Annotated in this window: 18 protein-coding genes; 6 read left to right on the forward strand and 12 right to left on the reverse strand. The window is 61.1% G+C overall.

What is annotated here, in order from left to right:
• Positions 1 to 8 precede the first annotated feature (8 nt).
• The 3 genes from ubiA to V4R08_RS00760 all read left to right on the forward strand — a co-directional run bounded on the left by ubiA (position 9) and on the right by V4R08_RS00760 (position 2903).
• Positions 9 to 944 (forward strand): 4-hydroxybenzoate octaprenyltransferase, encoded by a 936-nt coding sequence (ubiA, locus tag V4R08_RS00750; protein ID WP_335577579.1) that lies wholly within the window; start codon positions 9 to 11, stop codon positions 942 to 944.
• A 153-nt stretch (positions 945 to 1097) separates the two neighbouring features.
• Entirely contained in the window at positions 1098 to 1421 is a 324-nt protein-coding gene (locus V4R08_RS00755) for a hypothetical protein (protein WP_335577580.1), read from the forward strand.
• A 687-nt stretch (positions 1422 to 2108) separates the two neighbouring features.
• Positions 2109 to 2903, forward strand: a complete 795-nt coding sequence (locus tag V4R08_RS00760; protein WP_335577581.1) for a LuxR C-terminal-related transcriptional regulator — start codon at positions 2109 to 2111, stop codon at positions 2901 to 2903.
• A 114-nt stretch (positions 2904 to 3017) separates the two neighbouring features.
• Here the strand turns inward: V4R08_RS00760 and V4R08_RS00765 are convergent, their stop codons facing one another.
• The 3 genes from V4R08_RS00765 to V4R08_RS00775 form a co-directional block, all read right to left on the reverse strand.
• A complete protein-coding gene (locus V4R08_RS00765) occupies positions 3018 to 4442 on the reverse strand; it encodes an HlyD family type I secretion periplasmic adaptor subunit (protein ID WP_335577582.1) in 1425 nt (474 codons plus the stop codon).
• Entirely contained in the window at positions 4429 to 7134 is a 2706-nt protein-coding gene (locus V4R08_RS00770) for a type I secretion system permease/ATPase (protein ID WP_335577583.1), read from the reverse strand. Before V4R08_RS00770 ends, V4R08_RS00765 begins: the two co-directional genes overlap by 14 nt.
• 296 nt (positions 7135 to 7430) lie before the next feature.
• Complete coding sequence (locus V4R08_RS00775) at positions 7431 to 9323, reverse strand: glycoside hydrolase family 16 protein (protein WP_335577584.1); 1893 nt, start codon at positions 9321 to 9323, stop codon at positions 7431 to 7433.
• Between the two features lie 1042 nt (positions 9324 to 10365).
• Between V4R08_RS00775 and V4R08_RS00780 the strand changes: the two genes are divergently transcribed.
• Both V4R08_RS00780 and V4R08_RS00785 read left to right on the forward strand, forming a co-directional pair.
• Positions 10366 to 11982: a polysaccharide biosynthesis/export family protein gene (locus tag V4R08_RS00780; RefSeq protein ID WP_335577585.1), complete on the forward strand. Its 1617-nt coding sequence runs from the start codon at positions 10366 to 10368 to the stop codon at positions 11980 to 11982.
• A 65-nt stretch (positions 11983 to 12047) separates the two neighbouring features.
• Positions 12048 to 12239: a hypothetical protein gene (locus V4R08_RS00785; RefSeq protein WP_335577586.1), complete on the forward strand. Its 192-nt coding sequence runs from the start codon at positions 12048 to 12050 to the stop codon at positions 12237 to 12239.
• A 60-nt stretch (positions 12240 to 12299) separates the two neighbouring features.
• Here V4R08_RS00785 and V4R08_RS00790 read toward each other — a convergent pair whose 3' ends face one another.
• The 8 genes from V4R08_RS00790 to V4R08_RS00825 all read right to left on the reverse strand — a co-directional run bounded on the left by V4R08_RS00790 (position 12300) and on the right by V4R08_RS00825 (position 21800).
• Positions 12300 to 12875, reverse strand: coding sequence for a class I SAM-dependent methyltransferase (locus tag V4R08_RS00790; protein ID WP_335577587.1), 576 nt, complete (start codon positions 12873 to 12875; stop codon positions 12300 to 12302).
• A gap of 290 nt (positions 12876 to 13165) precedes the next feature.
• Positions 13166 to 14497, reverse strand: a complete 1332-nt coding sequence (locus tag V4R08_RS00795) for an oligosaccharide flippase family protein (protein ID WP_335577588.1) — start codon at positions 14495 to 14497, stop codon at positions 13166 to 13168.
• Complete coding sequence (locus tag V4R08_RS00800; protein WP_335577589.1) at positions 14488 to 15765, reverse strand: glycosyltransferase family 4 protein; 1278 nt, start codon at positions 15763 to 15765, stop codon at positions 14488 to 14490. The genes V4R08_RS00795 and V4R08_RS00800 overlap by 10 nt, the downstream gene beginning before the upstream one ends.
• Before the next feature lie 21 nt (positions 15766 to 15786).
• Positions 15787 to 16545 (reverse strand): hypothetical protein, encoded by a 759-nt coding sequence (locus V4R08_RS00805; protein WP_335577590.1) that lies wholly within the window; start codon positions 16543 to 16545, stop codon positions 15787 to 15789.
• On the reverse strand, positions 16532 to 18523 hold the full coding sequence (locus V4R08_RS00810) for a putative glycosyltransferase family protein (protein WP_335577591.1): 1992 nt from the start codon (positions 18521 to 18523) through the stop codon (positions 16532 to 16534). Before V4R08_RS00810 ends, V4R08_RS00805 begins: the two co-directional genes overlap by 14 nt.
• A complete protein-coding gene (locus V4R08_RS00815) occupies positions 18514 to 19668 on the reverse strand; it encodes a glycosyltransferase family 4 protein (RefSeq protein WP_335577592.1) in 1155 nt (384 codons plus the stop codon). Before V4R08_RS00815 ends, V4R08_RS00810 begins: the two co-directional genes overlap by 10 nt.
• An 81-nt stretch (positions 19669 to 19749) precedes the next feature.
• Positions 19750 to 20505: a glycosyltransferase family 2 protein gene (locus V4R08_RS00820; protein WP_335577593.1), complete on the reverse strand. Its 756-nt coding sequence runs from the start codon at positions 20503 to 20505 to the stop codon at positions 19750 to 19752.
• A gap of 38 nt (positions 20506 to 20543) precedes the next feature.
• Entirely contained in the window at positions 20544 to 21800 is a 1257-nt protein-coding gene (locus tag V4R08_RS00825) for an NAD(P)-binding domain-containing protein (protein ID WP_335577594.1), read from the reverse strand.
• Positions 21801 to 22381: 581 nt separating this feature from the next.
• On the opposite strand from V4R08_RS00825, the gene V4R08_RS00830 reads away from it, so the two are divergent.
• Complete coding sequence (locus V4R08_RS00830; protein ID WP_335577595.1) at positions 22382 to 23578, forward strand: GNAT family N-acetyltransferase; 1197 nt, start codon at positions 22382 to 22384, stop codon at positions 23576 to 23578.
• Between the two features lie 140 nt (positions 23579 to 23718).
• On the opposite strand, the gene V4R08_RS00835 is transcribed toward V4R08_RS00830, so the two are convergent.
• A complete protein-coding gene (locus V4R08_RS00835; RefSeq protein ID WP_335577596.1) occupies positions 23719 to 25254 on the reverse strand; it encodes a glucosamine inositolphosphorylceramide transferase family protein in 1536 nt (511 codons plus the stop codon).
• Between the last annotated feature and the right edge of the window lie 120 nt (positions 25255 to 25374).

Here is a 25374-nt window from a genome sequence, read left to right on the forward strand (position 1 = left end):
GGTCTCCGATGAGCGATACGGCGGCACGCGTCGCGGACTCCGCCGGCAACTGGGTCGACAGCCGCGCGCCGATGTGGTCGCGGCCCTATCTCAGGCTATCGCGGCTGGACCGGCCGATCGGGGCGTGGCTGCTGCTGTTGCCATGCTGGTGGTCGGCGGCGCTGGCTGCGGGCGTTGCCCATGGCGTTAGCCGGCTGCCCCTGACCGTCGTGCTGTTTTTCATTGGCGCATTCGCCATGCGCGGCGCCGGCTGCACCTGGAACGACATCACCGACCGCGATCTCGATGCGCGGGTGGAGCGGACGCGGTCGCGTCCGATTCCGGCGGGACAGGTGACGGTGACGCAGGCCTTTGTGTTTCTCGTGGCGCAGGCGCTGGTGGGGCTGGTCGTGCTACTCCAATTCAATCGCTTTGCCGTTGCGACCGGAATCGCCTCGCTCGTCGTCGTCGCGATCTATCCCTTCATGAAGCGCATGACTAACTGGCCGCAGGTCGTGCTCGGCCTCGCGTTTTCGTGGGGCGCGCTGATGGGGTTTGCGGTGATGCTGGGCCGCATCGATGCGGCCGCGCTGGCGCTGTATGCGGGGTCGATCGCATGGGTGATTGGCTATGACACGATCTATGCCCATCAGGACACGGAAGACGATGCGCTGATCGGCATCAAGTCGACGGCATTGCTGTTCGGCGAGCGCACGCGTTCCGCGCTTGCGATCTTCTACGGGCTGGCCGTCGTACTGATCGGCGTTGCGTTGCATCTGGCCGGCGCGCGATGGCCGGCATGGATCGGCCTTGCGGCTTTTGCCGCGCATCTCGCCTGGCAGATCGCTCGGACCGAGATCGGCGATTCACGCCTCTGCCTGCGGTTGTTCAAGTCAAACCGCGATGCAGGATTGTTGCTGTTCGCGGGATTGCTGGCCAGCGCATTGCTTGGGGCGGCCTCCTAGCCGACCTACCGGGCTGCGATAACGATGGCGTCGTCCCCGATGCACTGTTGCTCCCGCGAGAGTTTTGCTCGAAGGTGCAGAGCCGACAGATTCAACTCAACGCATTAGGCAAATGGGCGTCCAAGATTCCAAGATAGTGGGGAGGGCGAAGCAATGAGCAGTTGGACGCTTGGTGCTAGTTCTGCTGCCGAGGAGCCACCCCAGAAGGGAATCGTCGCGATTGATCTTACAATCGATGGCGGTGATCCGCTCACACTGAGCACGGTCGAAGCGGTGAGGCTAGAAACCGCGCTGGGCAATGCACTTACGGGTTTCGATGATGTGTTTGGCCGAATTTCATGCGTGAACGTAGGCGTCCAAATCGTTATAGCGGTCGATAAGACCGCGATAGCTGCCCTTGTGTATAGCAAGGCGGAGCTGATGCGCAGCCAGTTGAAAGAACTTCTGGCGGGCAACGGCACTGAATTTACTGGTTAAGATGCCGCGCCATGCGAGCGCTCTGCTTGATCCTGGCATGATCTTCAGCACAGCATTGGAATCGTCGATCGCATCCCGGTAGTGACCGAGATGCGATGATGCAAAGCCGCGTCTGAGGTTGGCATCGGCCGAGCGGCGATCGGCGCCAGCACAAGGGCGACCGGTTCCGACAAGGCATGTGAGGCGCAGGTACCCGGATATCGACCGTACCGACGTCATCAGATCCGGTTGTCGAGAACAGCAAATTCAACTTATTTTGAGAGCCACCAATGCTTTGCTTGGTCTATTGTTGCACTGCGAAGTCGTCGTGATGCTTCGCGAACCGCCACACTAGGCGAATTGTCGAGCGGGATGATGGTCATTTCCGTAGCTCGCGCTGGAGTTTAGTGAGAATTTCAAATGGGTTTTCCTCAACGACATATTACTCCTCTCTTTCCGACGAATGGTCGCATCCATCATCTGATAGCAACTGGTCTTGGGGTTCCGCTCCGGGAACCCAAGAGCAGTTTTCATATATAATTTGAACTTTCGGGCAGAAGGCTCGACGGACTTGAGGAGAACAGAATTGCGGATTTGAGGCAGAGAAGCGTTTCTTGGTCGTCGGCTGCCCCGGTTCCAAAGGGTAGCTTCGGAGAGTGCTCAAACCGTGTTTCGAAGCTCCAGTTGCGTACTGACCAGGAGGGTCAAATGAGGAGGCATCAAACCTTTGAAACCATTCTCATAGGAAAGGGTGTTTTAATTAGAGAGGGCATTGCCCGAATATTGCGCGCGGAGAACTTTCGTGTCCGGGCATCGGTATCGTCTCCCGATGAATTGACAGGTGGATTTCGAGGGCCGCAACTGCTGTTTCTGGTTGTCCATACCAGCGATGACTTTGATCTCGCCGTTGAACAGATCAACCTTGTGAGAGATCATTATCCGAGCGGACGCATTGTGGTTGTGGCGGATCACTATAGGTCGACCGAGCCGGATCTGGTATTTCAGGTCGGCGCCGCCGGTTATCTTGTAAGCACGATGTCCTGCGATGCATTCGTCAAATCCATCGAGTTGGTGATGATGGGTGAGACGGTTTTCCCGCCGGCATTCCTGACATCAACTCTCGATACCAAGAGCGAGCCTCGACGAAAAGCCGCGGACTCCGGCGAAGACGACGGCGCGATCCTTGTCACCCGAGAGGATGCGACCGCGCCGCAGCTTTCGCCGAGAGAGCTGGCAATTTTGCGTTGTCTGATCGGCGGCAATTCCAACAAGTGCATTGCGCGAAAAATCGATATCGCAGAGGCAACCGTAAAGGTCCACGTCAAGGCGATTCTGCGCAAGATCCGGGTCCAGAATCGAACGCAGGCCGCGATTTGGGGGATGAACCACCCGATGCTGGCACAACCGGTAAACGGCACCTCCCACCCGGTCGTCGATGCAAACGAGTCGCTTTCAAGCTCCGTCGCGGTGATTTCCGCGATAAAGAGAATTGGGTCGTCGTGATGACGCACCGAAAGTTAGATGCGCTCGGACGTTTTGGCCAGCCGCATTGACGGCTTCACGTCCGGAGGTATTGGCGAACTGTCGGAAGACTGGCGACACGACGTTGAGCATCCGCTACCGCTCCCGTAAGGCGTCCTGCTTGTATTTTGCCAGCGGTGACAGCAGATAGCTGATGATCCTGCGCGAGCCTGTCTTGATCTCGACAGTCACGGCCATCCCGGGGCTCAGCTTGACGAGCTTTTCGTCCACCTGCATGTCGGTGCGGTCGAGCGAGACGCGCGCGGCATATTCCAGTTCCTGACCTCGCGGCTCGCTGGTAGCTGCTGCTCCCGCAGTCCGGTCATTCGACGCATTCTGTTGTTTGTCGCGGGTAATGGCGTCCGAGGACAAGCTGAGCACCTCACCATGAAGGAGCCCATAGCGAGTGAAGTTGAATGTGTCGACCTTGATTTCCGCCTTCTGACCGGCATGAACGAACCCGATATCGCGATTGGATACCATGGCCTCGATCTCGAGAGGGGCTTCGGTCGGAACCACCACTGCAAGCACCTGAGCGGGCGTCACCACGCCTCCCACCGTATGAACGGCGAGCTGCTGCACGACGCCGTCGACTGGTGCGACCAGGCTCTGGAGCTTGGTCCGCTGATCCGCCTTGACCACGTCTTGCGTAAGACTCGCGACCTTCTGCTGCGCCTTGGTCAACGCGTCATACACGGCACGCCGATACTCCACGGCAGTCTTTTCCCTCGTCTCCTTCAGCAGAGCGATCGCCGCATCGGCTTCGCGAAGCTTGCTTTGCTGGACGGTGACATCCTGCTGGAGTCCAACCAGATCCTGTAATTCGGTGAGATAAACGACCTTCGACGCCAATCCCTTGTCGAGGAGCGTCTTGTGAATGTTGACCCGCTCCTGCAGCACCGGAATGGTCGCCTGAACCTTCGCAACGCCTGCGGACGTCGTTGCCCGCTCGGCTTCCTTCTGGCTTAGCTGGCGTGCGATCTCCGAAAGTTTGGCATCCTGCTCGGCGCGCTCACTGATCAGAAATTGACGATGCATCTCGATTTTTGCGGCGCTTGCGCCCTGAGGGGGATGGAACGCGGCAAGCGAATCGTCCGCGAGTGCCGCTCGCAGTCGCGCGGCGTCGAGTTCGGCGCCGATGAGATCGCTTTTCTGGCGTTCCTGATCGGCCTCGGTCATCGTGGGGTCGAGTTCGATCAAGACGTCGCCGGCCTTGACGGTCTGGCCGTCCCGCACATGGATCGCGCGGACCACGCCCGTCTCGAATGGCTGGACCAGCTTGGTCCGTCCCCCGGGCACGATCTTGCCAGTCGACGTTGCGACGATATCGACTTTGCCGAGCGACGCCCACGCCAGTGCGACGCAAAAAACCGCGATGATGCTCGCTGCGATTGCGCGCCCGACCGGCGAGGGGGGCGTCTCCGCGATCTCGAGTGCCGCAGGCAGAAACGCGATTTCGGCCTCGCGGCGGCGGATTTCGGCCCGTGGAAAAGCGACGACGTTCTTGCTAGCTGGCGTCATGGATACCCGCTTGTAGAAGATGCAGCTTCGCATAGCGTCCGTTTGAGCGGATCAGCTCGTCGTGACGGCCATCCTCGACGATGCGGCCTCGTTCGATCGTGATGATGCGGTCGGCCTGGCGTACTGTCGAAAGCCGATGGGCGACGACAAAAACCGTCCGGCCGGCGGCAATCCGTTTCATGTTCTGCTGGATGGCCCGCTCGCTTTCGTAGTCCAGGGCGCTGGTGGCCTCGTCGAGAATCAGGATGCGCGGATCCATAATGAGGGCGCGGGCGATTGCGACGCGCTGGCGTTGCCCGCCCGAGAGGCTGCTGCCGCGCTCGCCCACGACGGTATCGTAGCCTTCGGGAAGTTCCAGGATGAAGTCGTGAGCACCCGCGAGCTCGGCCGCCGCAATAATGCGTTCCATGGGGACTGCCGGATCGGCGAGCGCGATGTTCTCTCGAATAGAGCTATTGAAGAGCACGTTCTCCTGGAGCACGACGCCGGTCTGCCGGCGAAGCCATGCAAGATCCACCATGGCAAGATCTACACCGTCGATCAGGACACGCCCGCTTTCCGGCACATAGAGACGTTGAATCAGCTTGGCGACGGTGCTCTTGCCGGAGCCAGATGAGCCGACCACGCCGACGACCTGACCGGGCTGGACGCTGAAGGACACGTCATGCAGCACTTCGGGACCGTCAATGCGATACCGGAAGGTCACATGATCGAAAGTGATCTGGCCACGGATCGCCGGCAATGCAGCACGTCCGGGACTGAAGCTTGGCTCTGGTATCGTGTTGAGAATGTCGCCGAGCCGGTCGACCGACAGGCGCGCCTGATGGAAATCCTGCCAGAGCTGCGCGAGCCGCAGCACCGGCATGCTCACGCGGGCGGCCAGCATATTGAATGCGACAAGCTCGCCGACGGACATCTCGCCTCCGATCACAGCCTTGGCGCCGAAGTAAAGTATTGCGGCGATGACCAGCTTGTTGACGGCCTGGACCGCCTGACTCGCCGAATTGTTCAAGCTGAGGACGCGGAAGCTTGCCGATACATAAGCGGCAAGCTGCTCCTCCCAGCGGCGCTGCATCTGAGGCTCGACCGCCATTGCCTTAAGCGTCTCGACGCCGGTCACGCTCTCGACGAGGAAGGCCTGATTCTCGGCGCCGCGATCGAATTTCTCGTCAAGGCGCCGGCGGAACAGCGGCGCCGCGCCTGCGGAAATGCCGATATAAAACGGAAACGACGCCAGGACGACGAACGTCAACGAGGTCGAGTAATAGAACATGACCGCGAGAAAGACGAAGGTGAACAGGAAGTCTATCACGAGCGTCAGCGCCGAACTGGTCAGGAACTGACGGATGTTCTCTAGCTCGCGCACGCGCGCGACAGAGTCGCCGACGCGTCTGGCCTGAAAATAAGCAATTGGCAGCGCCATCAAGTGTCGAAACAGCCGGGCGCCGAGTTCGACGTCGATCCGATTTGTCGTATGGGCGAATACATAGACGCGCAGCGTGCCGAGAATAGCCTCGAAAAGGGTCAGCGAGACCAGGCCAATGATCAGGACGTCGAGCGTGCTCATGCTTTGATGCACGAGTACCTTGTCGATGACGACCTGGAAGAACAGGGGCGAAATGACGCCGAAAAGCTGAAGGAAGAAAGATGCGATCAGCACTTCGCCCAGAAGGCGGCGGTACTTGTGGATCGCACCGAGAAACCAGGTGATGTCGAACCGTCGGGAGAGATCCGCAAGCGACGCGCGACGTGCCATCAGCACGATGTTGCCGTCCCAAATAGCCTCGAGTTCGGCCTGTGTCATTGTTTCGGGCTGCGGCACCGTTGGCCATTGCACGAGGATTTTCTCATCGACGATCTTGCCGAGGATCAGAAACCGGCCGTCGCGCAGAACGGCAATGCCCGGCAGCGGGGTGACGGCGAGCCGACTCCAACTGGTCTTTTGTAGACGGGCCTTGAGCCCGAAATCCTTGGCGCAACGCAGCATGCTGGCAACGTCGACTCGCGTGACGCCCAGTTGATGCCGGATTTGTGCTGGATCAGCGCCGATGCCGTGGCACCGCAACAAGGTCACCAATGCCAGCAGACCGCACTCGCCGTCGTCTGCGGATTCCGCCTGCGTCGCCTCGGCGGCAATTTCGCTTCGGTCGACGCGGCGCATCTGTTGCACCAGTCCGCGTACCCGGACGGATGCGTCGGCAAGGGCATGACGAGCGCGCTCTGCCCAACTTTGCGAACCGATACGTATGTCGGCAAAAACCCGGCGGACGCTGTCGGAAAAAACCTGGCGAACGCGCTGCATGGTGCCGGCCGACCCGGCGGAAACCACGCGGCCATCCCAGATCGCCTCGAATTCGGCACGTGTTATCAACTTGGGATGCGATGAGGATGGATACAGGACCAGCGCCCCGTTGTCGTCGGCCCGTCCAAGAAGCAGAAATCCTCCGTCCCGCAGAGAAACGATTCCGGGCAGCCGGATGCTGACCAGTTGCGTCCAGTGCGTTGTGCACGAACCCACACCGATTCCAAGTTGTCCGGCACAGCGGAGCATCGCGCGGATGCCGACGGTCGGGGTTCCACAGCGCTCGCGAATCTGATCGAGCGCAGCATTCACGCCCTGAAGGCGCAGGAAAAGCCAAAGGGCAAGAAGCCCTGTGTCGTCCGTCTGAACGTTCTCATTTTGCATCGCCATTCTGGCTCAGCTCTCCGCGATCGTGTGTGACCTCAAGCAAGCAGCAGTAACAAGGGTGGCGTGCCCACAGACGCTAAATTCGTCAGGCGCCCGGCCGAAGCCGGGCGTCTGGGCACGCTAACATTTGCAAAAGCGTCCGTTGAAACGGGACGCAAATGTTAGAATCGAACCACTAGATCACGATGATTTTGGATCGAATCGATCCAAAATCATGAACGTTATCGATTCCAGTATTTTGAGAAGCGGGATGCGGGCGGAAAACCGCTACACACTTTTCCTCATCCCGCTCTAGTTGCTTAATGCCGAGGTCGGGTCAGGAATGACTCGTTCAGCCAAGTGGAGGCCTTCGATGCGGCCGTGGCGATCTGTCCGTGATCCATCCGCCCCGAGAATCCGCCGCCGGCCAGATACTGGTTCAGCAGCGCGAAGCTGTGATTTGCATGACAATGCGAAGTCCCAGCTGATGCGGCCGGAGGAGAAGTCCCGGCTGATGCGGCCGGAGGATCGGTCACGGTGATGGTCTGTGCCGCCGAGGTCGCAACGGCACCGGTGACAGGATCCTTCCCGGTTGCCGTTGCCGTAAGCGTCGCAACCGGATGGCCCGAGCCCCTATAATTGGAATGCAGCGTCAATCCGCCGTCGACCTGCGCGGCAGTCAGGGTAATGTTGTTTCCCCTAAACGTTTTGCCATCGCTATTGGAGGTTATCGTCTCGTATCGCGGCAACCCCTTGATGTTTACGCTTACGGAGTCGTTCGGATCGGATGACTTGACACTGAGTCCCAGATCGATCGAGCCGTGAGCGTCCACTGACAGCGAGTGGTCCGCCACCGAGAGAACGGGCTTGGTGGCTGTCGAGGTGGCCGGAGGGGTGATGACCGGTGGTGTCGTCGTTCCGGTTTCCGTTCCGTCTCCCGACGAACTCACCGGCGACGGATCGATCTGAAGGCCGGCGAATGTCTTCACCGCACCCGAGAGATTCGCAGAGAGACCGCTCGCGTCCTTGACGCTCGCCCCGCCTGGAAGATTGACCTTCGTGATGGCGAGCGCGGAGGTGCTGGTATTCGTCGCCGCCACGGTGGTCTGGAACGTGAGCGCGTTTGTTCCGGAGCCGCCGACATAGGTGGCGGTGCCGCCGTCATTGAGCGTCAGCGTGGGCTTGCCCGTCACCGTCACCGCTTCGTTGAAACCGAGCGTCAGTGTGACTTTGTCGCCGACGTGCTCGACGCCTTTTCCCGGCGAAGCTGTTGCTTGCGTCACCGTAGGCCGAACCTCGGGAGGCGTGGTTGTCGGGGGCGTGATTACCGGAGGATCTGTGACCGGAGGAGTGGTTACGGGTGGCGGGTTCGATGCACTGACGTTTGCGCCCGTGACAGTGTTGCCGCTGCCCGGCGTTTGATAGAGTTGAATCGCATCGACCTGCATCAGCATCGACGAGGGAGTCGAGTTGTTCAGGACCGTATGCCAACCGGCCGTGTTGGAATTCGCGACCTGATTGTCCATGATCAGTTGCATCGGCTGCGATGGAATCGGCTTCTCCGCGCTGGTGACTTGCGCCATTTGCTTTCCGTCGAGGTACCAAGTGATCGACTTACCCGGCACCCAATCGATGCCATATGTATGAAAGCCGGCCGTGAGATCGACGCCGCTGTCGACGACTTTTTGGAAGGTGCCGTTCGGCGTGTGAAGACCGGCTGAGAATGCCTGGTTAGCCGGGCCCGAGCCGGTGTACCCGCCTTCCTGCATATCGATCTCAAAATTATCGCCGCTGTTGCCCGCGCCTTTCCCCGGCAGCAGCCAGAGACCCGGCCATGCGCCGTCACCGCTTGGCGCCTTCATGCTGATCTGAAGGTAGCCGCCCGTGAATTCGAAATTCCCGTAGCTGCTGGCGGCGCCGGACGTGATCGGAAATGTCTGTGTCTTCCCCTGATTATTGCCGGTTATGGACGCCTTAGTCGCCGTTAGGTTCAACGTGCCGTTGCTCACGGCCACCTGGCTCGGCATATGGTAGTCGGCGTCGTATTGACCGCCCGGTCCGCTTCCGCCAGATCCGTTATCATTCCAGGGTGCGCCTTTGGCGGCATTGCTCGTAATGTAATTATGCCAGGTGCTGCCGAGTGTCGTCCCATTGAAGTCTTCCTGGAAAACCAGGTCGCCTGAGCTGTAGCCCGCCGGTGTAGATAGAGCCATCCATTATCCCCATCGATGATCTTAGAGAACCCCCAATCCGCGACTGTGCTGTGGCCAGCAATGATGGCGACAAAATAATCGAGGAGGGTAGAAAATAAGGCGTCGATGTGGGCGGCTTCTGCCGGAACAACAATCCCGTCGGCGAGCGAGTCCAGACCGCGCGACGATTCCGTCTTGAGTGAGAGAAGCTTGCAGCCAGATCCTATCGTTTCGGAATAGAGTGGCCCGGTGAAACTATCACCGAAATCCGTCGTCTGATTTTTTACCTTCAAATTTGATGTCGGAGGGACCTTCTGTTAGCGGCCGCATCTGTTGAATCGATTGGGTTTGAAACGTGTGCTCTTCGTTTGCACGCCTTCCACTATCCAGATACTCCGGGTTCGCATTGCAACGATTGGCGTTAGCGCCCGCAATGCGCGAACACCTGCGCCGTTGCCCTCAACCATTGATAGTCCATTCGGCGTCTCACAAGCCTGATGACGATGAAGTTGCTCCAAAGCCATTCTCCGGTTCCTCCAATTCGCTGCCTCGGAATAGCGATTTTTTCTTTTCCGCAAACAGCACCATGTTGCACCGCGATTGAGGAGCCGGCCGTCTGATGTTCGGAGCCGCAGAGCCATGATCTTTCGTCGGATAGATTAAATCGTCCGATGCGATCGCCGGTGGCGGACGTGACAAGAGTGATGACTGCACGTCTGGCCTGGTCTCGGGCTGGAGCAAGCGGTACCGAAGCAAACGGCTGCCGGTCGCCATTAGAAAGGCTTCAGTGGCCGCGCCGAAAGCGTCGTTGCAAACGCTGCGGCAGGTACTCCGAAAGGGGTGCCCACAAAGGGAGTTTGTACCTCCGGTCCCGACGCGTCAGCATAGCGATGATAGAGCCTTACTGTGCCCGGTTCCGGGACGGTATCGCCCCGTAGAAAATCGCTATAGAAGGTGACGTGCCATGGGCGCCCAACGCGATTTCTTCCGAGCCTGTCTGCCGTCTTCACTCAAGGCGCCAGATACATCTTCGAGTTCGAGTCCGTCTCCTCGCAGAGAAATCGTGAAGCCGATCCTGCTCACGATCCTGCTCACGGCCGGAGCGTCTGGACTTGCCGTCGTGCTGATGGACGGACCGCCGGCGGACGCGAAACTCAAGAGCAATAACCTGGTCGGTGACCTCTCCGGTGGCGTGGTGCAAAAGGCTCTTGCCGCCAATCCGAGCCCGCACGATCAGCCGCAGCAAGTCGTAGCTGACTACTCCCCGCTGACCGTATCGTCACCGAATGCACTGGTTCATGTCGCGACCGATGCGGTCGGGCCAGGCGCCGGCTCAGGCGGCGAGCGCGCCAACACCGCTAACATCGCGATGTCCGCCAAGAACGGACTGTCGTTCGGTGTCGGCGACAAGCTCAAGATCTCCTTCTACGAGCGCCTGAATGTCGAGCAGGATAAGTGGGGACGCGTGTCTTCGGCCTTGAGCGGGATCCAGTTGCGTCCGGAACTGAGCGGAGAATACACCGTCCAGGAGGACGGCACGATTTCCATACCCTTGCTCCACTCCATTCCGGTTGCTGGCCAGTCCGCGCCGCAGGTGCACGCCGCCGTGGATAAGGCCTTCGAACATCTTCTGGGTCACAAGGGGATGGTCAACGTCGTGTTGCTGGAGCGAGCGCCGATTTATGTTTTGGGGCCGGTCAAGAACCCCGGCTCTTTCAAGTACGTGCCCGGCGCGACGGTCTTGCACGCCATCGCGATGGCTGGCGGCCTCGATCGAGGCACGGGCGATCCGTGGTCGAAGGTCGAGGCCGTTCGGGAAGTTCAGAAGCGGGGCGGGGCGGCGGATACCCTGGTCAGATTGATCGCGCGCGACGCGGTTCTGAAGGCCGAACGCGACGGGACGACACCCAAGACCCCGCCCCATCTGATAGATTTGGTCGGCGAGACCGAGGCCACCCGCCTCGTCAATCAGCAGAAAGACAGACGCAAGCCCATTGCTCAGGCGCACGAGGACGGGAGGCGGGCGATCATGAGTTCCATCGAGTCCGCCAAGCAGGAGCTCCTTATGTATGGCCATACGACGTCGCTCGACAAGCTTGTCAAGACGCGTCAGGACCGCGTCGACAACATACGTTCGCTGGTGGACCGCAAAGTTGTCGCCAAGTCCATGTTGAGCCAGGTCGAGGGCGAATTGTCCGACGCCGAGCAGCGCCGGCAGGACGCCATCAACCAGTATGGGATAGCCAAGCAGCGGCTCGCCTCCCTGGAGGCGGACGGCCTCAAGAGCAAGGCCGATCTCGAGAACAATCTGGCGACCGAGATCGATGCCGTCGAGCGTCAGATCGCGGACAATGAGCGCGAACTCAACACCAGCGAAGGTATCCTGAAGAATTTGCCGGTGACTCGCGCCTCGTTCATATCCTCGAAGGAGGGGAGCGGCGCAACCTACCGAATCGTGCGGCGGACGGCGACCGGGCCGATCGACATCGCCGCCAGTGGTTTGACGCTGCTGCAGCCGGGTGATCTCGTTGACATCACCACGGAAGCAGGCGCGGCGACCGGACTGCCGGCGTCATCGTCGGCCACGATAACGCCGGCCGCTGCGCCGAACGAGGGATCGCCGCCGGTCGGAGGCCACGCCGGCGATCAGAAGATCGTTCACACGATCGCACAGGACTGAGGAACGAACGGTTGCTGTCAGGCTGATGCCTCCCGGCAACCTTTAACCGTTGTCGATTGCAACACTTGGTTCATTGCAACACTTGGTCCATCGCCACGCTTGGATTGCAACGCTTGGATTGCAACGCTTGGATTGCAACACTCGGCAAGCTGCTCTATCCGCAGGCGGATATGATTGATCGCCACGTCGTCGCGCTCGCCCGCATCGAGGTCATGCCGGCGGGCGTTTGTTTCTGCCGTTCCAGAATTGACATGTGAGTTGCAGAGGCGACCGCAACGCATCGGTGTCTTGCCTGACCCGCTTTACAACCTCATACCTCAGGAATTGAGAGGCCGGGTTGCTACGATCAGGGTTGAAACGCCGAATTTTCGCAAAGGCGTCTTTTCGATCTGCGGCATGAGCCGTCGATATATCGATATCACACTCGTCGGCAGCCATCGGTAGAGTTCGAACACCGGCAGCACATAATCCACCTTCTGGATCTCGAAGCCAGCCGCAGCTACGATGTCGCGCAATTCATGAGGCCAGTAATTCCGTGCAGCCATCGCCCGTGCAGACCACGAACTCGGCAGCCAGGGAAGGAGCGGGATAGGGAAACCGAAATCGTGACCCAGAACCCGCATACCGTGCCCCTCGAACGGAAACCAGCGATTTGGACTCATCACAACCAGATGACCGCCCGGCCGGAGCCCCCGCCGAATTTCGCCCAACGTAGCCGCCTCATCGACAACGTGCTCGAGAACCTCGTTCAACGACGCCGCACCGACGGACGCATCCGGTAGGGGAAAGTTGTCGGTACAGCAGTGGTACTCGACCGCGTCCAGCGGCCGAACAAGCTGTTCGCCATTTGCCTGTTTGCGCGCGATCGATGCTGGATTGTTCGGGATCGACACCGATGGCTTTCTGCGTGCCCCAGACGACCAGGGCTTCAGTGTAGTCGCCATTGGCACAGCCGCAGTCGAGCCAGACGCCGTGCAGCAGTCCCAGGTCTTTCAATTTCCCGAGTCTGTAGGCAACATTGCTTCCGATCGCGGTTGAACTGCCGGGATGGGGATAGCGCGGCGTAGGACGCGCACGTGACAGAGAAAGCTGGTTCGCGTTCATAATGCCAATTCCTCCCTTTCCGGTGTCCGGCAGATGCTCTGGTTGCGTTCGATAATCATGCGTCATGACAGGAAATCCCCTAGATCTGGAGCGGCGGCGGGGCGATGAATTCAGACGAGGGACTCGTGGAAATACCCAAACGCGCCGCAAAGATCCAAATGAGGCCTACGCATAGGCCCTCGATGCTGACGGCGATCGTCCAGCCGATGACGAGACCTTCGAGCCCACCAAGCTTCGCTCCGGCGATCAGGAGGCCCAACTCCAGCAAGCCGCCGAGCGCGAACGGAAGGGACGCCCTGCGCATCGCGTCGCCCAACCGCGCCAGCGTGCAGGCGTGGAATTTGAGCGTCGATCCCAGCAGACTGAAGCCAAGAAGGCGCAGATCTGACCCCGCGATCGCGCGGTAGGCCGGATTGAAGATCTCCAGGATACGTTCTGAACAGAAGAAGATGAAGACAGCGCAGGCCAGCGAGAACAACAACGATACCGTAAGCGACACGCGGAAATGGTGCTGCGACCTGTTCGGACCCGCCCTGACGACCGGGAACAGAACCGTGGCCAGGACTGCCGGGATCACCGAGGCCACGGAGACCAGCATCCAGAGCGCTGAGAAGGCCGCCGTGCTCGCCGGTGACAGAAGCACCAGCACGAGGTAGGGCACGATAATGCCCGGAGCCTGCAAGGCGACATCGAGCGCATAGTGGTCGAACACTTTACGCCGGAACGTATTGAGCAGGCGAAAGTCGGGGATTCCGACGAGACGGCGGACGCCGCCCCTGGTCAAGAGGTCGACCGCGATCAGCGACGTCAGCAGACCCGCCACCCAGGTCAGGAGGATCGCGGTGCTGGAGGTTTGGCTGACAACGACGGCAGCGGCAATCAGCATCAGCTTGAACACGGAGAAAAGGACCTGCTGGATCATCCTGCTGGTGCTGTTCAGGCTGCCTATGAACGCCTGATCGATGACCGTGATGAGAGCAGTCAGACCACAGCCGAGCACAAACACAACACCCGCGAGCCATCCGCCGATCAGATTGGCAGACCCGAGGAGACGCGCTCCGAAAACGAACAACAAGGCCAAGCCAATCGCCAGCGCCACCCCGATCGATGCTGCCGCGCCGACAAGAGCAGGCGTCTTGTTTGGATGCCGGACGATTTCGCCAATCAGCAACGTCCCGAGCCCTGCTTCCCCCAGCAGACCGATGAGGCCGATCACGGACAGCAGGGCGGATGCGTTGCCGAACGCTTCCGGCGGGAATGTCCGGGCGGCCAGCCACCAATAAACGAAGCCAAGACCGGCCGTTGCGACAGTTCCAATCGCAAGAGCGCCGGAATTCGTTGCGAGCGTGGCGTTTTCCTGAAGCGCCTTGCGCACGCGCACGAAAGCCGTCCTGGCGATTGCTACCGGCACGGTGGTTCTCCCGTGATCTGCTGCGTCGCCACTTGAGCCCGGCTGGCCGCCGGGCGCAGGACTTCGCGGTAGACCTGCTCGATCCGGGTCACGACGGCGTTCGCCTTGAGACGATCCACTCGGGCGAGACTGGTCGCTCCCAGGCGGGCGAGCAGAGCGCGATCATCGAGAAGTCTTTGCATCGCTTCGCGCAACGCATCCGCATCGCCGGTAGGCACGAGAAGGCCGGTCTCGCCGGCGTCGACGAGGTCAGGCATGCCGCCGGTATCGGTCGCGACAACGGCCTTGCTGCACGCCATCGCCTCCATGATCACGGTCGCACAGGCTTCCGGCCCAACCGACGGCAGGACACCGAACAGCGAGCGCCGCCATGCATGCATGATAGCAGAATGCGGCCAGGTGCCGAGCGCATGAACGTTCGGCGGAAATTCGGCCGGCGTATCGGGGGCCCGGCGCCCGATCAGGATGAGCGGCGGCGCCCGCTCCAGACCTGCATAAGCCTTCAGCAGAACGTCGATGCCCTTGAGGCGCATCATGTCGCCCACGAACAGGATGAAGCCGTCCGCAGGCAACTGATCGAGCCGCGGATCTTCCGGGCCAGGCACTCCGACATCGTCGGGCACGAAGTTGGGGATGACCTCATAAGGCGTATCGCTCCCGGCGAGCCCGGTGTTACGCGCGACTGCATGGCTCACCGGAATGAAGCGGTCCACCATGTGCCGGGCCGCAAAGCTCGCCCCCATGTTGCCCAACGTGGTCGCGGTTGCCTTCACCGTACCGTAGTGGCGCGTGGCGCAGGACAGGCACTTCGTCAGTGTCGGGCCGCTGCACGGATGCGTGCCCAGATGCATGAAGTTCTTCTTGGCGCAGACGAGGCCGTAATCGTGGAGCGTGACCACGAGCCGCGCTCCGCTCAGCGGTTTCACCGGCAGGAAAGAGGCGTAGATCCAGTTATGGGCATGGACGACGTCCGGCCTCTCGTGGGCGCAAAGCCGCTTCAACGCCAGGACCAGTTCGGGATCGGGGAAGGGTGGTGCATGGCGTCGTTCGGAATCGGCGTGGAGCGCCGACAGGCGCTGAAGCGTGCCGCGCAGGCGATGCACGCGGACCGCGCCGTCCGATTCGATCTCCGGCGATCCAGGATGCATCGTGGTCCCGACGATTACATGGTGTCCCCGTTGCGTCAGCGCGGCGGCAAGATTGCGAACGTGCCGCTCCTCCCCTCCGATCACCGGAGGATAGAATTGAGAGAGCAGCAGGATGCGCATGAGCCGTTCTCCTCTTTGCCGTCAGCTGCCAGGCACCAGCGCCGAAACGCTGCGATAGAGGCGATTGTCTTCCGGCCGGTAGAGTCTGGCCTCGGCCTTCTGGGTGGTGGCCAGGACGGGCACCGGGATCTCCCGCGTCCAGGTGCTACCCGGCACGAGGGTGAGCGAGCGGAAGATGGCCAGCGGTTGCCCGTTGAGGGTGACCTCAAGATCGAACCGCTGGGTTTGAGCCTCGGCGCTGCGGACCCCGACAGCGAGGCGGGCAGCGCCGGCGTTGGCGGGCGGCAACATCCAGAGTGCGACGTACTTGAATTGCTGCTGGCTTGATTCGTCGCGAACGGCCAGCGCGTAGGCTCCGGTCGTGATCAGCACTGCGAGAGCGAACGCAGCCCCGTGCCAGGGCCGAAGTCCCGTCGGCCGCGGCCATGGCGGCAGATCGAAAGTCTCGCGGCGCCAAGCAGTCACCAGCGATGTGCCGAGCGTGACGGCCCAAAGCCAGATCGCCCAGCCAAGCGGCGTCAGGAAGCCTATGATGTTCAGGGCAAAGCCGCCGGCGATTGCGGCGGCGAGGCTGGCTCCGACCGCGTAGGCCAGGTGCTCGGGCAGCGATCTGGTCCTCACGCCGATGGCCCGCAGCAGCGTATGGCCCGGGATAAGGAGCACCATGGGCACGCCCAGGAGGGCACGTAGCAACACGCTGTCGGTAACTGCCACGGCCGCCACCATGGCGGTCGCCCAGATGCAGGCTGCTGAAAGATCCCGATTGCTAGGAGCGTCCATGCAAACCCCTCACATCGTAGATGACGATGTAGCCGTTGTCGTAGATGCGGGTGATGCCGTCGACGTTGTCGAATTTGAGCAGCGCGGCGGCCGACAGGGGCGTCGCGCTCCTTGGCTCCCACGGCTCGAAGTAGAAGCCGAGCACCGGAAGAGCCGTGGACAGGCGCAAATCCACCAGCAGGAAATCGACGTCGCCGTTCGCCAGGGCCCAATAGTTGTCGGAGTCCAGCGTCTTCGCCCTGAACACGCGCCCGGCATCGACTCCTTGGGAAACGGAGAGTTTTACATCCTGCCGCCCGTAGCCCGCGAGCAGCAGACGATTGATGCGGTCGGAGGTGAAGCGATTGCCCGGGCCGAGCCAGGCCTTGGTCCAGAGCGCGGTTTCAATCCCCATGGATTCGATGGATTGCTCGTCGGCCCCGACCTTGTAACGTTCCTGGATCGGATTGAGCGACGCGCTCGTAACGCCGCCAAGGACGATCACTGCCAGGGCAATCGCTGGCGCGATGCGGCGCCACCCTTGCGACCCTTGCGGCGAACGGCCCTGCCAGTAGTGGACGACGCTCACCGCGACCACCAACCCGACGCCGAAGAACGCCAGCGTCCCCATCCGGTTGCCTATTTCCCAGCCGCCGGTGCTTAACCGGAAGACGACCGAGATCGGGAATCCGAAGGCCAGCACGGTGAGGAACACAAGGCGGCTGTCGCGCCAGCGTCGTGCGATAATCTCCCTGATCGCAAGCCAGCCGGTCCGCCCGCGTGGCGCTGCCAGGGCCAGCGACCGGAAGAATCCCGTCGCCAGCCCGAGTGCTGTTAACAGGACCGCGAGCAAGGTTGTCAGGCGCATGGCGAACGGCTCGGTCGGCACCGACGAGGTCGTGGTCACCGACCGGTGTGCGGACAGCAAGCCATCGAGCATTCGAAGCAGGTTTCTGACGCCGCCTTCGACGACCGGGCCGAGATAACTGGTGATTTGGGTGCCCCGGACCTCCATCCACAGGAGCGGCAGGGCGATGGTAACGATCGCGATGAAGGCGGCGTATCTTGCCTCGGTTCGCATCGGGCCGTCCCGATGCAGGATATCGAGAATTGCGACCGCTCCGAGATAGATGGCGGCATAGGCGGCCGAGAGGTGATGCGTGACCGCAAGTGCCGCCAGCAGCAAGACCATGAATCCGACGGCTCTCAGCCGCGGCGGCCCGACGAGATCCCTGGACGTGGCTTCGACCGCAAAGATCAGCACGCAGAGGACAATGCCGAGGCTCTCGTAGGAGAACATCGACTCGAACAGGACGAAGGTCGAGCAACCCATGTAGACCAGACAGCCGATCGCCGCGATCCGCGCAGAACCCGTGATCCTTTCGTAAAACAGAAAGAGAGCGACGACGAACGTGCCCTTCAGGGTAACCAGCAGCAATGTTCCGGCCGCAAAAATCGACAGTCCGCTCAGATTGGCGATCGCCGTCGTCAGGATTTCCAGAGCGAGATAGGATGGCCCGACCTCAAGAAGCGGGTTGGACAGGAACAACCGTCGCGCCGTCATGAGGTCGTCGGCCGCGATCCAGTGCAGAAACTCGTCATGACCGACGAAGCTCGTCGGGGATTGGACGGCTTTGTAGTAGAACAGGGCTTCGACAAGCAGAAACAGGAGGAAGAAGCGCTCGCTCCTGGCCACCAGGGGCCAGGAGATGCGAGCACTGAGCGGGACAATGAGGAGAGCGACACCGGACCAGAAAAACAGCGGCGCCATCACTTGATCGCCGCGGCGCCCGGCCCCGTGCCCTGCCACGATCAGGAGTAAAGCGATGGCCGCCGTCAGGCACAGAGCGGCGATGAGTCCGAAGTTTGCAGGGCGCGGCTGAACTTCGACACGGTCGCCATGAAGGTCGGGACCGATCACGGCGGAGACAAACCGCATCCCCGTTTGGAGCGGTTTGGTGCTCGCTCCCGCGGTAAAATGGGCCGGCATCAGGAGCATTGGGTCCCCGTCTCAGAACGCGGCCGCGGCGTGCCGCGCGGCGCGGCGCGGCTCACAAGCCGACTGTTGACCACATCGTCATAGACTTCGCTGAGCGCCTGCGCGCAGTCATCCCAGTCCGGAAGCGCCAAATCCGGGACCTGTCGACGGGCCTCGAGTTCATCGGCCATGGCGGTCGCCATTTCTTTCGGGCCGGCGTCGAGCGGAATGGCCCGGCACAGGCCCTTGGCGGCCAACTCTCCCAGTCCGGAGGTGTCGCTGACGAGAACCGGCCGGCGAAGCGACAGAGCTTCCATCACAGCGACGGGATGGGCTTCGTATTCGCTGAACAGCACGAACAGTCCGGCGCTCGCGAGCAGGTCCGCCAGCTTTTGCCGCTCGGATCCAGGGATAGCCGCGATGGTTACGCGTTTCTCGAGTCCGAGCGACTCGACAAGGCTACGTAGCGCTCCCTCGTAAGGGCCTGCGCCGGCGATATGCAGTCGCGCATCCGGCACCCGGCGGATTAGATCGGGCATCGCCGCTATCGTCTGGTGATGGCCCTTGTAGCGCTCCAGCCTGCCGCTCGAAACAATCAGGCTGGGATCGACTATGACGCTTGAACGGGGAGGAGGCATGGCGGCGCCGTTCGGGATGACGACGAAACTCTCGCGGGGCACGCCCATCCTCGCGCTGAAGAAATCGGCTTCGAATTCGGAGACGCCGATCAGCTGCGCGGCTCTGGATATCAAGGGGCGCAGCAGCGCGTGCTGGGTGCCGCGCACAGCGTTGCGCAGCCGCGAGGAATGTCCGCCACTGTGGAAGGTCAGAACGAACGGGAGACCGCGGCGCAGCGTCGCCAGCAGTCCAATGGGCACCACGAAAGTGCCATAGCCCTGGAAATGGATGAGATCCCAAGTCCCACGGCTGATCGCGGTAAAAATGCCCGGTGCCACGTAGAGGTCGCGATGCTTCGGCCATGCCGGCACGCGCCGCACGCTCATGCCGCGCACCATCTCTTTGGCCGGCCACTCTCCTGATGGATCGGTGGTGAGCACGTCAACGGTGTGGCCGCGGGCCACCAAGCGGGGGCCGACCTCCTGGATGTGGGTTTCGATGCCGCCCATGAAGGGGTGGCAGCGAGCGGCAACCATCAGGATGCGCATCGGCCCGTCCTTCCCTTCTCGGTATTCACCGTCATCGCAACTTTCGTGACCAGCTTCCGCACCGATTCCGCAATTTTCGGTTCACGGATATCCGTATGAAACCAGCGAGACCGGCGAAAAAATCCTCTCGCGCAGGATTGTCTTGAAAACGCGCCAGCCGTCCGGAAGCGCGCGCAGATTGCTCAGGCCGCTGATGCGCGAAGCCTCGAAGCTCGCCACCTCGACAATCTTCAGTCGGTTCTTCAGAGCCCGGACGTTAATCAGCGTTTCGATCTCGAAGCCGTCGCAGTCACAGTGAAGTGTCGCGACGTGCTTGGTCCAGAACGCGACATAGCCGTAGCAGAGATCGGAGAACGATCCGCCATAGAGCAGCCGCACGGCCCACGTCAGTCCCCAATTGCCGAGCATTCGGAACAGCGACATGTCGTCGGTCCCGGCGCCCTGGAGAAAGCGCGAGCCCTTGACCATATCCGCGCCGGCCATGAGGACGCCAACGAAGACGATTGCCTCCTCCGGTTCCATGGATCCATCGGCATCCAGCATCACGATGATGTCGCCCGTTACGGCGCTGAATCCCGCCTGCAGGGCGGCGCCCTTGCCCCGCCTCGGCTCCATGACGATCTTCACATCCTTGCGCAGGCGGCGGGCGACCGCGACCGTGTCGTCGGTCGAGCGACCGTCGATGATGATGACTTCGTGCGCCCAGTCCGGAATGCGCGGCAGAAGCCAGGGCAGGTTCTTGGCTTCATTGAGTGTCGGGACAACGAAGCTGACCTTGGGCAGAGTCAGCGTTGGCTCCGGCGGGCGCTTGATCGGCAGTTGAACAGGTGTCGGCATGGCACCGACTTGAGCAAGAATACGCGGAACGGGAGCATTCATGACAGCACCGTGCTTTCAACAGTTTGAAGCTTGGTCGTGGGGCGGATACGTGGCAGGACTGCGGACAGGTAGCGGGCGAGATGCTGGGCCGGGTGAGAGGCTCCGTACACGAAGCGGCACACCGGACCGAAGCTGTTCGCAGCGACGGGGCCAATGAAGTGCAGGCCGGGCACCGAACTCTCATAGTGAGCCGAAAGCAGAGGCGCTCGCTCGATCCGGCGGATCCGGTGCGCGAGCTTCTCGTCCAGGAAACCGAGCCGGGTGATGTCGATCTTGTACCCGGTCGCGAAAATGACGTGATCAGCTCGCAGCGAATGCCGTGAATTGCTGGCGTCCACGAGGTTGAGCACGACCTTGCCGTTGCGCGTCTCGATCCCATCGAGCGTGCGACCGAGCGACAGAGGTACTTTCCCCACCACCCGGTCCTTCATGAATGCGCTGCCCAGGGGACCATGCGCCCTGGAGTTCGCGAGCCGGACCCGCGTATTCCGTGCCAGAAGCCGGATCAATTGCGGATACCTAGCGCAGATCGCCATGGTCCAGCCATTGCCGATGCCGCTCATCGGGGCCGCAGTGCGCTCGAACAAGGCGCGCGGTCGGGGGCGACAGGCGAAGTTCAGGTGCGGTGTCCGCGTCACAAGCGAAACCGTAATTCCCCGCTCACAGAGCAGCGCCGCGAGATCGGTCGCGGATGATCCGGCTCCGACCACGATCACATTCCTGCCGTCCAGCGGCTCGATGGAACCGTAATCGCCGCTATGCGAGCACAGATCGCTCGGCAGATGCTCGGCCTCGGGCGGCAGGCGCCTGAAGGGATGCAAGCCAACCGCCACCACAACGCGGCGCGCGTCGACCGTTTCGCCATCGTTGAAGCTGGCGCGAAAGCCCGCTGGGCCAGGTTCCAGCGCCATCAGCGTCTTGTGCTCCACGTTCGGCACATGCCGCGCCTGAAAGGCCTCGCCGTACTCGACAAACCGACTGAGTGGCAGCGGCATCAGCTCGTCATGGTAGGGCAGGGCGCGTTCGGTGCAGAAGTTCTTGGTCGTGAATTCCGATCGCGGATCGGACAGGTTCGATGCCCACGGATAGGATTTGAGCAACATGCCGGGAGGCATGTTATTTTTCCAGGAGCCCATCGTCTCCCCGAAAATCCGATGCTCCGTGCCGCGCGCGCGCAGATGCGCGGCCAGCGACAAGCCGTAAGGTCCAGCTCCAATGATTGCTACATCCACGGGGTCGCTTGATATTGCCATTGAAAACTCCCGCATCCCGCATGCAGACGAAAATGATCGGAGACGAATGCTTCTGACTTCGTATCGGCCGAAGGCTTCTGACCGACGGCTTCGCGATCTTTTTCATTCTACGGGTGAAGCATCTCGGATGCGGCGCAGCATTGGAAGCGCGATAGGTGATTAGCTCCTTTGGAGTAGTCGTTCGCATGATTTTCAAATGGTGCGGTGAACGCTGATAGCGGTGGCGTTGATCAGTTTCGATGGCAGCAGCAGCGCTCAAACCTGTGCTCGCGTACGAATAGCGACCTACGGAGACATCGTCGGTCTCATTGGATTGCAAGCTGCTGCGACAAGCTGAAAATATCGTCGAAGCTTCCGAACGGGGTAAAAGGATGCAAAGGCACCGGAGAGGTACTCCCTCTAAGTGCCTTCACTTTCGGCTCCTTTCAACCGAAGTTCGATCAGAGCGGGCCGTGCCTGCGTGAGGGACGCCATCGTCTCGGGCCGTCGGCCGCAAACGACATGCGGATAGTCTCGTTTCGGTTAGTCGGCCACGTCTCAGTTAGCCGACCGCAAGGATTCTAATGATGCCGTCAACATCGGTGACCGACGCCACGATCCATTATTTGCGACCAACCTCATCGCACGCGGTGTCGATTGACCCAATCGATCAGGATGCCGTCCTCGACGTCAGCGTGGAGATTCTGCGGGACGTCGCGGGTCTTGAGGGCCACTGGAAGGAGCTCGAAGCGCGGGCTACCCACTCATTCTATTTGTCATGGCTTTGGATCGGAACTTGGCTGCGGCATCTTCCGAAGGGTGCAGAGCCACACGTTCTAACCGCTCGAGAATTAGGCAAGATCGTCGGCCTGGCGATTGTTTGCCGGCGGAGGACATGGCGCCTCGGGCCGCGATCGCGAATGCGATGGCTGCTCAACGAGACCGGGGATGCTCGTTTCGACCGATTGTTCATCGAATATAACGGTATTCTTGCGGAGAGAGCTTCGGCGGACGCCATTACGGTAGCGTGTCTCGAGGTCTTAATGCAGCGCTTGCGCCACTCCGACGAATTAGTGCTGTCGGGGATCGATCCGTCTGTTGAACTCGCCGCTCGCTGTGCCGCTTGCTTTACCGATCTCGTTACAGACGTGAAAGTGGCGGATACGGCGCCGTGGGTTGATTTCACCGAAGTCCGCCGCAAGGGTGGAGATTATCGCGCCACCTTGGGCCGCAATACACGGCAGGCCGTCAGTCGCTCCATGCGACTCTATGCGGAACGGGGCTCCATTGAGTACCGGACCATGGAAACGACATCGGAGGCTTTAGCTGCATTCGACGAACTTATCAGCTTTCACCGGTCGCGCTGGGGACGCAAGGGACCCTTCGCCAATCCAGGATTCCGCTCGTTCCACGACGATCTCATCGCGCACGGAGTTCCGATCGGTGCCGTCCGCATCTCACGGACTCTGATTGGCGATCGGACGATCGGGATTTTGTACAATTTCGTGCATCAGGGCCATGTGCTTAATTACCAGAGCGGCTTTTTCTACGAGCAGGACGGCCGGCTCAAACCCGGGCTCGTCAGCCACGTGCTATCTATCGAGGACAGCCTCCTGCGCGGCGAACGCGGCTACGATTTCCTGGCGGGCCCAGCCGGGCATAAGTCCCGTCTTGCGAATGCAGAGAACTCCATGAAGTGGATCGTCATAGGCAAAGATAGTCCGGAGCGCCGTATCGAGGCGAAACTCCGGCACGCCAGGCGGAAGCTAAGGACCATAGCGACGCGCTTAGGATTATGATCGCGCGCGAGGGCGAGACGCTTGGCCGAAAGAGCAATCAAAAAAGTATCAAGAAAAAAGTGCCAAGTGCAATGCGGTGACAAGGCTTCACCGACCGAAAGGGAATCGCCGGCCTCGGCCTTCGTCGGCAGCGGCAACTATTATCGGACCATTAGCCCGATTTCGAGGTCGCCCGCGACAGGAAGCTGCCCAAGCGCCCCGGTGGTTTGCGCTTCGGGCGCCAGCGGGACATAAGAAACCCTGACCTCTTGCAACCCTCGCGTTTGACCGAAGAGATCTATGACCTCCAGGTTGGCATGACGGTTGTAGGTATGACATCCGAATGGTCCGGACTTAATGCGGCCGATGGGTGTCTGGGCGAACTCCGATGCGCTGATCGCATCGATCCTGCAGAATGTCACCGCGCCGCCATAGCCGCGTGAACAGTCTTGCGCCGGGCGGAGGAAGTGTTCCCCCCGTCGGATCAAGGCGCCGGCCGGGCGGCTGAGTCCGGCGTCGATCAGCACGGGACCGGCAGCGTGAGACGTCCAGCGTCCAGTCAGGCTGTCGGCATGATAGAGATCAAGGACGTCCCACGACGAGGACTTCCACAGTCTGGGGGAAACGAAAAACCAGAAGCCCTTCTCATGACGCATCGGGGTAACGTCGTAACCCTCGATGCCCTCGATCAGGCAGGCTTCGCGCGTCCACCGGTAGGGAAATTCGACGGCGCGGTAGAGGCTGACGTTTCGGGCGGCCCCCGATTCCGGAATCATCCAGATCTGCCCCTCGTGTTCGAACACGAACGGATAGGAGAGGTGATGTGGTTCTTCCAGTACGATCCGGGGTGTGCCGGGGACACCGTTCCGGTCCGGCGTCACGACCGCAATGCATCCGCGGTTCTTGGAGTAGAGATACTGTTCGACGAAAATGAAATCCTGCCCCTTGTGCCGAAATGGAAACGGATCGGCGACGTAACCGGAGGGTCCGCCGGCAAGGATTCGAAAGGCCGCTTCGCCCTTGTCGAGCAAGCTCGCCGATTGGTCGAACCGCCATCCGACCGCCCAGGCCTTACCCTCTGTCGCGACCTTGTTGAGCAACCTCGCTGTCTTTGCCGTGAAGCTGCCGGTCGCTAACGCAAAGGCGGAAAGCGCACCAAAGGAAGGCGTGGTGAGCTTCGGACGAGACACGCCGCCGGGCTCCGAAGAATCGGTTTCCTCGCGCAAGGCCTTGAGGATCAGCGCGGTAGCGCAGGAGAGCACACCATCGAGGCTCGCCGCGAACACCTCGCGGTCCTGACTGGCGGGACGGGCCGTCCACGGATGCGAAGGACGTGCCGTGTCATGCAACTCGATGAGAAGGTCCTGATCGTTCGCCAGAGCCGCCATGATGCCGATCTCGCTAGGCACCCCATTGAAGAGCGGTGTCAGCACGCGCCGTGCCGGCGGCGGCGATCCTTCGCCGCTCAAGTCGATCACGACGTCCGCCTGAACGGCCGATTGCAGCGGCAAGGATAGCAGCGCAGTTTCCATGCGATCCATGGCGCCGCGTCCGCGAAAACCATAGACCAGACGTTCGAGTTCGAGCAGCAACCGACTACCGGGCGGGAGTGGGTGGCATTGAGATGCGAACGAGCGCAAAACCTGGTTGCCCGGCACCTCGGCGAGTGCCTGCGCCAGCCACACATGCCAGCGCATAAGTCGGGATGAATCAAAATTCAGACAGACACGCATTCTTGTTTGCCATCGTTCCTGCTTGTGCCCGGTTTCGCCGGAGCGAAGTCAGTTCGACATGAACCTTGCTGATATTGACGCAAC

The organism is Nitrobacter sp. NHB1, from assembly GCF_036964665.1.
In the GTDB taxonomy this organism is placed as follows: domain Bacteria; phylum Pseudomonadota; class Alphaproteobacteria; order Rhizobiales; family Xanthobacteraceae; genus Nitrobacter.

Coding starts and splice junctions, on each gene's coding strand:
- V4R08_RS00835 (WP_335577596.1), bottom strand. CDS start 25,254: ATGCGCTGGCATGTGTGGCTGGCGCAGGCACTCGCCGAGGTGCCGGGC.
- V4R08_RS00805 (WP_335577590.1), bottom strand. CDS start 16,545: ATGGACGCTCCTAGCAATCGGGATCTTTCAGCAGCCTGCATCTGGGCG.
- V4R08_RS00755 (WP_335577580.1), top strand. CDS start 1,098: ATGAGCAGTTGGACGCTTGGTGCTAGTTCTGCTGCCGAGGAGCCACCC.
- V4R08_RS00765 (WP_335577582.1), bottom strand. CDS start 4,442: ATGACGCCAGCTAGCAAGAACGTCGTCGCTTTTCCACGGGCCGAAATC.
- V4R08_RS00815 (WP_335577592.1), bottom strand. CDS start 19,668: ATGCGCATCCTGATGGTTGCCGCTCGCTGCCACCCCTTCATGGGCGGC.
- V4R08_RS00825 (WP_335577594.1), bottom strand. CDS start 21,800: ATGGCAATATCAAGCGACCCCGTGGATGTAGCAATCATTGGAGCTGGA.
- V4R08_RS00770 (WP_335577583.1), bottom strand. CDS start 7,134: ATGGCGATGCAAAATGAGAACGTTCAGACGGACGACACAGGGCTTCTT.
- V4R08_RS00810 (WP_335577591.1), bottom strand. CDS start 18,523: ATGCTCCTGATGCCGGCCCATTTTACCGCGGGAGCGAGCACCAAACCG.
- V4R08_RS00800 (WP_335577589.1), bottom strand. CDS start 15,765: ATGCGCATCCTGCTGCTCTCTCAATTCTATCCTCCGGTGATCGGAGGG.
- V4R08_RS00775 (WP_335577584.1), bottom strand. CDS start 9,323: ATGGCTCTATCTACACCGGCGGGCTACAGCTCAGGCGACCTGGTTTTC.
- V4R08_RS00760 (WP_335577581.1), top strand. CDS start 2,109: ATGAGGAGGCATCAAACCTTTGAAACCATTCTCATAGGAAAGGGTGTT.
- ubiA (WP_335577579.1), top strand. CDS start 9: ATGAGCGATACGGCGGCACGCGTCGCGGACTCCGCCGGCAACTGGGTC.
- V4R08_RS00820 (WP_335577593.1), bottom strand. CDS start 20,505: ATGCCGACACCTGTTCAACTGCCGATCAAGCGCCCGCCGGAGCCAACG.